Below are 2843 nucleotides of genomic sequence, written 5' to 3' on the forward strand. Positions count from 1 at the left end.
ATCCAGAAATATGGTTAATAAAAGATCCTGTTCCTCCATGAACAGCTTTAAAAACAAGCGTTCACTGCGGGCATAAGCATTCCAGTCGATATGGCGGAAATCATCTCCGCTGGTATAGTTGCGGAAATCAGCAAACTCCACCGAACTGCCCTTGTTAGGTGAGCGCCGCTCCCCGCTGTGTTTACCGGCAATAATTTTTCTGCCCTGCAGGGCCAGCCGCTCCAGACTGGCCAGGAATTGCTGGTCAAAAAGATCATCCATATTATTTCACCTTTAAAGTCTGCAGTATATCGGCGATCAATTGGTCGGTACTTAATCCCTGGGCTTCGCCTTCAAAGTTTAGGAAAAAGCGGTGGCGCAAAGCGGGGTAGGCCAGGGCTTCAATATCTTCAAAGGCTACATTATACCTGCCTTCCATCAGGGCCCGCACCTTCCCCGCAGCTATAAGTGCCTGGCCTCCCCGGGGGGAAGCGCCGTAACGCACATACTGGCGTACGCTGTCCGGTGCATATTCACTCTCAGGGTGAGTTGCCAGAACCGCCCGGGTAGCCATTTGCAAGACTCTTTCTCCAACCGGCACTTCCCGAGCCAGGGCAGTCATATCCGAAATAGTTTGCGCACCCGCTATCTGCTTCAAATCAACAGAACTGCTTCCGGTAGTGATGTTAATAATACTGCTCAATTCCTCTTCCCCCGGATATTGCACCAGCAGTTTAAACAGGAAGCGATCCATCTGGGCTTCGGGCAGGGGATAGGTTCCCTCCATTTCCAGCGGATTCTGAGTAGCCAGAACGAAAAATGGCTGCGGCAAAGCCCTGGTCTTGCCGCCCACGGTGACTGTTTTTTCCTGCATGGCTTCCAGGAGCGCGCTCTGGGTTTTGGGGGTAGCCCGGTTAATTTCATCGGCCAAAACGACGTTGGCAAAAACCGGCCCCGGTTGAAAGCTGAAATATTTGCCGCCGCCGGTGTCCTCGCTCAGAATATTGGTTCCCGCTATATCAGCCGGCATCAGGTCGGGCGTAAACTGTATCCGGCTAAAGTCCAGGGACAGAACCTGGCTGACGGTTCTGACCAGCATGGTTTTGCCCAGTCCGGGCACTCCTTCCAGCAGGATATTGCCCCCGGCCAAAAGACATATCAGAGTCTCCCGGATAATATCCTTCTGTCCTACCATCACCCTCCCTATCTCTTTTTCTATCGCGTTAACCACCGGGGCAAAATCATCTATCTGCATTCAAAACATCCTCCCGTTTTTAATTCACGCAGAATCTACTGAAACCGTTTAATTCTGATCAATTCTCCTCCAGGGATGTGAAGTAGTCGCGCACCAAATCCTGGGTACCTGCCGGGATTATACTCCGGTTAAGCGACTCCCGGGCGGCCTGGCTGTATTCCCCGATAACCTGACGGTAAGGCAACATGCTGCCCGGGTTAATGTCGGGATTGCTTACATCCACAGTCTGCTGCGGCCCGCTGCCTTCCTGCCCTTTTACATAGGAAGTCTCTCCGGCTCTGCCCAGCCGGGCAGGGTCATATATTTTCTCGTATTCCCCAACACTCATGCTGGCCGGAAGGTTCCCTCCGGCAGGTCCGCCGGAAGAGGATCTTTGTACCTGTCCATCCTGATTGCTGCTGCCTATACCGGCGCCGGCTCCGGCGCCAGCTCCCTGCCCAACTCCCTGACCTTGAGAACCTTGCCCTGTCCCCTGGCCACCGCCTCCTGGTGAATTTCCCCCTCCGGGGGTATTGCCACCAAGCTGTCAGGTTCCATTGCTTCCGGGGGTATTGCAGCCCGGATGCTGGCAACTAGCACCAGAAGAAGCCATATTGGCGCCAGTTCCGCTGCTGGCTGCCGTTGCTATCCCGGTCCGGGCCGACTGCAAGGCCATTTGCGCCCGGGCCAGATCTGCATTTACGGCTGACTGCTCACCCATCCGTCCCAGGGTCGTACCCAAAGCACTTAGTTTACTCCCGGCTGCCTGCGCAGACCCGCTGTTCAGAGACCTTGCCGCCTGATTCAGCTGGCTTTTTAAATCCCCGTCATTGGCGGATGTTGCTGCCTGATTCAGACTGGCAGCCAGTTTCTGCCTATCATCAGTCGACAGAGCCGACACTTTTTCTGCCATCCGGTCAAAACTCTTTTTTATCTCCCGGCTATCCCCCGCAGCCAGTTTATCACCCATTTCCCTACCTATCTCTTCTTGCTTTAAAGCCCGGGATAACCCTTGTAAATCACTGTTTACATCTTCCTGCCCATCCAAAACGAGCTTCTTTAGCTGTTCCTCCGTACTGGCCAGGGACTTCATAGCCTGTTCCTGTTTTTTGGCCTCATGTAACTTCCGCTGTAAATCCTCCAGGGCTTTAATGCCCTCCTCCCGGCGGACTGACGGGGCTTTTTCGTTTTTCTTTACCAAATCATTCTTAACCTTTTCCACCTGTTTTTGCTGCTGGGCTATTTCCCTTCGAATGGCCATTTGCCGTTCAACTTCTCCCCGCTGGGGATTGGGAATTATATTTACCAGCACTAGCAGCAGGGCCAGGGTCAATAAAACCTTACCCTCACGACGAGGCAAACGCAGAGGGAAACCGGCTTCAATATCCAGAGCCTGCAGATGTCTCAACGCATCTTCTCTCTGCCTGGTTTGCAACTCAGTTCCAGAGCTGCGGCACGAAAGTTCCAGTGCCGTACTGACCCGCTCCTTCAAGCCCTTCGCATCCACCTGACAAGCTGCCTCCCATAAACCAGGACGTGAGATTACGGCCAGGGCCGCAGCCAGAAGCAGGATTGCCCCCGTCAAAATCAGGCAGCAGGTCAAGACATCTGCCCAGGGGCGAAGAAAGGC

General features: G+C 53.9%; 4 protein-coding genes. All 4 read right to left on the reverse strand.

Translation table 11 applies throughout. From position 1 onward, the window contains the following. On the reverse strand, nt 1–261 hold a 261-nt coding region (locus tag ABVZ64_RS00005), incomplete at its 3' end, for a DUF58 domain-containing protein (protein WP_352399002.1). A gap of 1 nt (nt 262) precedes the next feature. Further along, nucleotides 263–1234 (reverse strand): AAA family ATPase, encoded by a 972-nt coding sequence (locus ABVZ64_RS00010; protein WP_352399003.1) that lies wholly within the window; start codon nt 1232–1234, stop codon nt 263–265. Nucleotides 1235–1292: 58 nt separating this feature from the next. Continuing rightward, the gene (locus tag ABVZ64_RS11925; RefSeq protein ID WP_447183660.1) at nt 1293–1562 is read right to left on the reverse strand and encodes a DUF8809 domain-containing protein; all 270 of its coding nucleotides are present in this window, start codon (nt 1560–1562) and stop codon (nt 1293–1295) included. 198 nt (nt 1563–1760) lie between these two features. After that, on the reverse strand, nt 1761–2843 hold a 1083-nt coding region (locus tag ABVZ64_RS00015; RefSeq protein ID WP_352399004.1), incomplete at its 5' end, for a hypothetical protein.

The organism is Anaerotignum sp. (assembly GCF_040307045.1).
Taxonomy (GTDB): Bacteria; Bacillota; Clostridia; order Lachnospirales; family Anaerotignaceae; genus Chakrabartyella.

Bases quoted from the DNA above. Each gene is read 5' to 3' on its own strand.
- ABVZ64_RS00010 (WP_352399003.1), bottom strand. From the start codon at position 1,234: ATGCAGATAGATGATTTTGCCCCGGTGGTTAACGCGATAGAAAAAGAG.
- ABVZ64_RS11925 (WP_447183660.1), bottom strand. From the start codon at position 1,562: ATGAGTGTTGGGGAATACGAGAAAATATATGACCCTGCCCGGCTGGGC.